Source organism: Bacillus sp. S4, from assembly GCF_040838205.1.
Lineage (GTDB): Bacteria > Bacillota > Bacilli > Bacillales > Bacillaceae_G > Bacillus_A > Bacillus_A cereus_U.
In genome coordinates, this window is record NZ_JBFPJI010000186.1 from 1 (window position 1) to 6,465 (window position 6,465).

Consider the following 6,465-nt stretch of genomic DNA (forward strand, 5'->3'; position numbering starts at 1 on the left):
ACATTGTATAATATTTCCTAGCGATTGAACATATAAAACTTGAAAATTCTGATTATAAATAAAGAGCTTACTATAGTAAGCTCTTTATCAAAAACCCTTTATTTCACAATCGGCAATGTCACTTCACTCAATTTTACTGTAAGCTTCGTGCCCGCTTTCGGTCTAATTGTATAATCGTAATCACTTGCGATTAAGACGACTCCTATTTGATGTCCTGCTTTAAATACGTAATCATCTGGCTGCATGTCCCATGAAAATGTGTAATCTTTACCAGGTTGAATCGCTGTTGAATTCTCTATACTATTTAAATTTTGTGGATCCATCCAACCTCTCGTTACAATTTCAGGCTTCGCCCCACCATAATCAACGAGTAATGCTGTTAAATTTGATACAGACCGATCAATATTCCCTTTAATTGAAATCTTCGGCGTACCGCTTATTCGCATATCTTTTTGCAGTACAGGCATTGTATATATTAATCGATTCGCTACTTCTAACTCAGGGTTTTCTACTAGTTGATTTGACTTTATTTTAGCATCATCTACTAATGAGAAAACATTGTTTACTGATCCCATACTTAATGGCAAATTGATTGCTTTATTACTTAAATACATACGGACTTTTGATGGTACAGCCGCTGGATCTGGCCAATTTTTTATTTTTTGCCACGATTTATTTTCACGTTGTACATCTACCATCGGTTCAGCCATAATTCCATTTTCAATCCCATATAACCAATAATCGAACCATTTATTTTGCGTTTGTTGCCAGTTATTACTTGATGTTCCGCCGTGTCCACCTTGATGTAACCACATTTTACGAGGAACATTATTTTCGCCAAGAGCTTCCCACCACTGTGAAAATTGCTTCGTTTTTACATTCCAATCATTTAGCCCATGAACTACAAATACACTTGCTTTCACATTTTTTACATCTTTTACATAGTTACGTTTATCCCAAAAGTCGTTATAATCGCCTGTTTTACGATCTTGTCCAGCTGTTAGTTCTTTAATAATTTGCCCGCAAACTTCAGGGTTCTTTCTTGTTAGTACTGCTTCTGCCATATTATCTGTATCTTCTCCTTGATATCCACCTGGCGCAATTACTGCCCCATTTGCACGATAATAGTCATACCAACTACTAATCGCTGCGATTGGAATAATTGTTTTTAACCCTTCAACTCCAGTCGTTGCGACAGCATTCGGTAACGTACCATTATAAGAAACTCCTGTCATTCCTACATTGCCCGTAGACCAATTTGCATTTACTTCCTTACCATCCTCTGTATATGCTTTTGCCCGACCATTTACCCAATCAATGACAGACTTCGTCCCTAGTATTTCTTGTTCATCTCCAGTTGTCGGACATCCATCTGATTTTCCAGTTCCGATACTTTCACCTAAAATAACTGCATATCCTCTCGGAACATAATAATTGCCGTATGAACCAAGATTAACTGCCCCATACGGTTTTCCTTCATACGCATACAATTCTTCATCAACATTATAAACAGGAACGTCTTTTAATCCAGATCGATATGGACTCATTTCATAAATAACAGGAACTTTCACATCTGGATTCGTCTTTGGACGCATAACCTTTACTGATACACGATCTTTTTTACCATCTCGATCACTATCAACTTCTGTCTCTACAAATAGATTTTCTACAATGGCTTCATCAAGTGAATAGATTGGTTTCGTCATCCCATTTTCCAATTGAATTTTCGTATTTGGAGTTAAAGCTTCTGAAACTTGTCCATTTAACTTAACATCATTCTCTTTTACGAAGCTCCCTTCCTTATTTTCCGCATGTGCAGTTATACTAGAAACCCCTGAAGTAATTGTTAAAGATACTATAGCTGAAAGTGTAATTGCTAATTTCTTTTTCTTCATACCCTTCCCTCCCCATATGTTCCTTCTCTTACTATACATCAAAAATACAGAAAATTCAGTTTATACTTTATAAAAAGTTGAGAAATTTGTAGAACTATCAAATCTTTTTATATAAAAGAAAAGGAACTAATAACAATTAGTTCCTTTCTATATACATATAAAATTGTATTTCCCCATCTACTACCGAAACCCCGTATTCAAATCCATGTCTTTCTAAAATACTTTTTACAATCGCTAGTCCTAATCCAGTACCTGATTTCTCTTTACTACGAGAAGATTCTAATACGTAAAAAGGTTCCCAAATTTTATCTATCTCTTTAACGCCCTCAGCAGCAATACCATTTTGAATTTGAAAATACACAACGTCATTTTTCTCTTCTAATGTGATTTTTATATTTTGATTCGTTGTATATTTTATCGCATTAGAGATTAAATTTTGAAAGACCATTCTCATTTTATTTAAATCAGCATAAACAATCGCGTCACCAGCATTATAGTTCACTTGCAACTTGATTTCTTTCGAATCCAGTTCAATTTTATGCTTATCTATTATACTTTGGACTAGTGGTTCAATAGGGAATTCTTCTTTTTGTAAAATATCTCTTTCTAGTTTAGAAAATCGCAATAACTCTTCAATTAAATTTGAAATTTGATCTGTTTGTTTAATGATTGTATCAACATATGTGCCATCATCTAAACCATCTTTTATTCCCATAGAATATGCTTTTACTAATGCGATTGGTGTTTTTAATTCATGAGTTACATCGCCCATAAATCGTTTTAAGTGGTCATTTCGATCTGTTAAATCTTGATGTGCTTCATGTAATTTATCACTCATGATGTTAATACTATTTGCTAAATCACCTATTTCATCATTCGTTTTAACTTTCGTCCGTTTAAATTTCAGACGTGAAATATCTTCTGCGACATCACTCAATTCTTTCAGTGGAGTAGTGATTGTTTTTGAAAGAATCCAAACAAGCACGATAATAAGAAATAGTGAGAATCCCAAAATGTATAAATAAAATGAGTTAAGCGTTTTAATTACTTCATTGGAATGTGCGATAGAAACTCCTACTAAAATCAACATATCATCTTTCGCAATGTATTTCGCAAAAAAACTAGATTTTATCTTTTCTTGATCATATATTTTATTCGATTGTCCGAGGTTCTTCACTTTCGTAATTTCTTCTTTTGTAATCCAAAGTTTATTCAATGCAACTCTCTTTTTTGTAAGCTGCATGCGTAATTCTTCATTAATAGCATCTTCTGAATTATTTATTGATGTATATGCAATCGTAACATTACCTTCATTTTCAATGCGATTTATAGCATCATCCAGTTCTTCACGCGGTATCGACTGTATTTCCGCTGTAATGCCTTCTAAGCTTTCACGTGTTTTGTGCACATTATATTTTGGTAAAAAATAGTTAATTAATAATAAAGAGATGACAAAAATAAGGATGACTGTTAAAGAAATGCTGAAAAATAACTTTTTACCGAGCTTATTCACACTCTTCCTCCAAACTGTATCCTAAACCACGATGTGTCTTTATAATATTTTCTCCTATTTTTTTACGTAATCTTCTTACATGCGTATCAACCGTTCGCTCTTCCCCAAAATAATCAAATCCCCAGACGATATCTAACAACTTTTTCCGTGTTAAAATCGTGCCTTTATGATTTAAAAAGCACTTTATTAATTGTAATTCTGTCTTTGTAATGTCTAATTCTTTCTCATTTTTATATACTTTATTTTTGGTGAAATCTATTTTTAAATCTTGAACTTGAATAACATCTTCATGCTGCACAAGCTTTTTCGCTCGGGTTATTAGCACTCCTGGATGAAATGGTTTTTTTACATACTCATCTGCCCCGCTTTGAAGAGCTACTAATTCATCTTCACTTTCACTTTTCGCAGTAAGCATTAATACTTTCACACTTGAATTCTTTTTTATTTCCTGACAGACAGTAATACCACTATTTTTCGGCATCATCCAATCTAAAATAGCTAAGTCAATTTTCTCATCGTAAAATATTTGAAGTGCTTCCTCTCCATCCTTCGCTAATAAAACTTCGAAGCCTTCTTTTTCAAAATACGCTTTTAAAATTTTCAGCATATCTTGTTCATCATCTGCGATTAATACTTTCATTACATTTCCTCCATTACCTATAAACAAATATCAATTTTATCATACAACTTCTTTGTTACATGAATGTGACAGAAAAATATTTACAACATTTGAGGGTATAGTAAGTGTGAGGTGTTGTTTTATGTTCAAAAAAATAGGAGTCATTACTCTGCTTTTCTTTTTATTATCAACAAATGCGTTCGCAAATACAAATAAACAAATTGAAGTATTTGATTGCAAAAAAGAAATGGTAGTCCAAAAACAATCTTTAGATCGGGCCATTCAAAAAGAAGCAGTTCAATACGCAAAATCAATTACCGGTCCATTTAAAAACTTAAATGTCGTTCCGAAAGATGGACATATGATAAAAATCCCTTTATCTAAACCTGTTTCTATTACAAATCAATGGTTACATACAACAATTGATGAAGTACTCATCCTTCTTCCACTTAATGAAAAACCTTATATTATGCTTTACGACGATGAGAATAATCCGCATTTTTATTATGTAAAAGGTGATCCGAAGGGGTTATTGAAACAAATGAATATTAAGATGTAATTACTTAAGAAAGGTTCCGTACATGAATATGGGACCTTTCTACAATCTTATAAAGTGACTTGAACCTTTATAAGATTCTCCTTTTACAAATCCATTTGCGCAATAAAACTCATCACCTTGCTTTGTATCCGTATGTAGAACAACAACGTGAAAATACTTTTCCGCATGTCTTAAAAGTTGCTTTAATAACAACTTCCCTAATCCGATGCGCCGATAATCCTTTGAAATATAAAACCTTCTTAATCGGCCAATCTTTAAACCTTTCGTATTTGGATCTTGATTTAATCCTCCAATACCAATTAACGTATCACCTCGAAAAACGCCATATAAACATTCGCCCGTTTTACTAAATGTATTTCTTTTACTTTCATATTCATTTATTAATTTTATTAGGAAGTTAAATCCTTCTTCTGTACTTTCTTCGACAAGGAGATTGATCTCATATTTTAGTAAATCTTCAATTCGTTTTATTTGTATATTTTCCAGCTTACTCCCCCACTTTCTCTATCCAAATGTATCTTTTTGAAAAATAAAAATGCCCAAGAATATATCATCCTGAGCATTCATTTGAATGTGAACTTATTCATTTTGTTATGTACGTATTCTTCAATTCTGGTAATATCCCCTTCAGTTCCATTAAATCAGCAATTACTAAATCAGCATGAGCAAGTTCCTCTTCTTGTGCAAAATCAAAATTACATCCAATCGCAATTAAACCATTATCTTTTGCAGCGTTAATATCAGATAAACGATCTCCAACTACCGCTGCCCCTTTTAAATCATATTTTTTCAAAATATTTTTTACTAAGTCACCTTTATTAAGCGATGAAATTTGTTCGATACTAAAAGTTTCAGTAACCCATTGCTCTAAATCATAATGAGATACGATTGCTTTTAAATAATCCGTTAAACCATTACTAGCTATGTAAATTGAGCAACCAATTTCTTTTAAATAATTAAAAACTTCTTTTACATTCGGATATAAAGCACCTTTCCCACTCTTTATGTTTTCAATTAATCTCTCTAAAAAATAAGCATCTGTTTGTTTTCTTACTTCATTTGAATGATCAGGTAATAGCGCTTCCCAAACTTTAGGTAAAGGAACACCCATAATTTCACGGTATTTATCAATAGGTGTTTCCGCATCCCATAATTGTAGTGAGCGTAAATGATCAAATGTATCATCCAGTGATAACTCTAAAATTTTGTCTGTTTGAAATAAAGTTCCATCCATATCGAAAATTAGTGCTTGTAACATAACTTTCTCTCCCATTCTTTACGTATAAACTACAATACAGTTTTACTCGATTTACTTTTAAGCATCTCAACAATAATTTCTGAACAATAATTCGCTGCGGTTTTCACGAAATCATCATATGAAACCTGCGCTGAATCATCTGCACTATCAGAAATGCATCTCAAAACTAGAAATGGTATGTCATTTATATGAGCAACATGTCCAATTGCCGCTCCTTCCATTTCTGTACAATGAGGTGCATATTCAGTGACTAATTGCTTCGATAATGCCGATTCTGTTCATGTATGTAGTCCCCTTTATCAATTTGTAACCCCTTTAATCCTCTCCCCCATAACTGATATTAAAAACTTTGGAAGTACGAGTTGTCTTTTTATTCTTTTCGGCTGTGAGATCAATCTATATAACCATTCTGTCCCTGTATCTCTCATCATTTTTAGTGCTTTTTTTACAGTGCCAGATAAAATATCAATCGTTCCTCCGACACCAATAGATAGAGAAACATTCAAGTCTTGTAAATTTTGATAGATAAACTGTTCTTGTTTAGATGAACCTAAACCTACTAATAGTAAATGCGGCTTAATTTGAGTAGCCTCTTATTTTTACAAATGGTTACAACACTTT

The 6,465-nt window shown here is 32.8% G+C and carries 6 protein-coding genes and 2 pseudogenes; 1 reads left to right on the forward strand and 7 read right to left on the reverse strand.

The genetic code is table 11. From position 1 onward, the window contains the following. Nucleotides 1-98 precede the first annotated feature (98 nt). The 3 genes from AB3X48_RS15640 to AB3X48_RS15650 form a co-directional block, all read right to left on the reverse strand. Complete coding sequence (locus AB3X48_RS15640) at nt 99-1,895, reverse strand: Xaa-Pro dipeptidyl-peptidase (RefSeq protein ID WP_016105115.1); 1,797 nt, start codon at nt 1,893-1,895, stop codon at nt 99-101. A 136-nt stretch (nt 1,896-2,031) separates the two neighbouring features. Continuing rightward, nucleotides 2,032-3,408 (reverse strand): sensor histidine kinase, encoded by a 1,377-nt coding sequence (locus AB3X48_RS15645; RefSeq protein ID WP_016105116.1) that lies wholly within the window; start codon nt 3,406-3,408, stop codon nt 2,032-2,034. Further along, entirely contained in the window at nt 3,401-4,048 is a 648-nt protein-coding gene (locus AB3X48_RS15650) for a response regulator transcription factor (RefSeq protein WP_016105117.1), read from the reverse strand. The genes AB3X48_RS15645 and AB3X48_RS15650 overlap by 8 nt, the downstream gene beginning before the upstream one ends. A 121-nt stretch (nt 4,049-4,169) precedes the next feature. Here AB3X48_RS15650 and AB3X48_RS15655 point away from each other — a divergent pair, with 121 nt between their 5' ends. Then, a complete protein-coding gene (locus AB3X48_RS15655; RefSeq protein WP_016105118.1) occupies nt 4,170-4,586 on the forward strand; it encodes a hypothetical protein in 417 nt (138 codons plus the stop codon). Between the two features lie 39 nt (nt 4,587-4,625). Here AB3X48_RS15655 and AB3X48_RS15660 read toward each other — a convergent pair whose 3' ends face one another. From AB3X48_RS15660 to AB3X48_RS15675, 4 genes and pseudogenes are all read right to left on the reverse strand, one after another. Continuing rightward, nucleotides 4,626-5,072, reverse strand: a complete 447-nt coding sequence (locus AB3X48_RS15660) for a GNAT family N-acetyltransferase (RefSeq protein ID WP_033714724.1) — start codon at nt 5,070-5,072, stop codon at nt 4,626-4,628. 97 nt (nt 5,073-5,169) lie between these two features. Then, nucleotides 5,170-5,844, reverse strand: a complete 675-nt coding sequence (locus AB3X48_RS15665) for an HAD family hydrolase (RefSeq protein ID WP_016105119.1) — start codon at nt 5,842-5,844, stop codon at nt 5,170-5,172. Nucleotides 5,845-5,873: 29 nt separating this feature from the next. Next, a pseudogene (locus tag AB3X48_RS15670) lies at nt 5,874-6,119 on the reverse strand (phosphorylase family protein); the annotation flags it as partial. A 24-nt stretch (nt 6,120-6,143) separates the two neighbouring features. Further along, a pseudogene (locus tag AB3X48_RS15675) lies at nt 6,144-6,428 on the reverse strand (WecB/TagA/CpsF family glycosyltransferase); the annotation flags it as partial. Between the last annotated feature and the right edge of the window lie 37 nt (nt 6,429-6,465).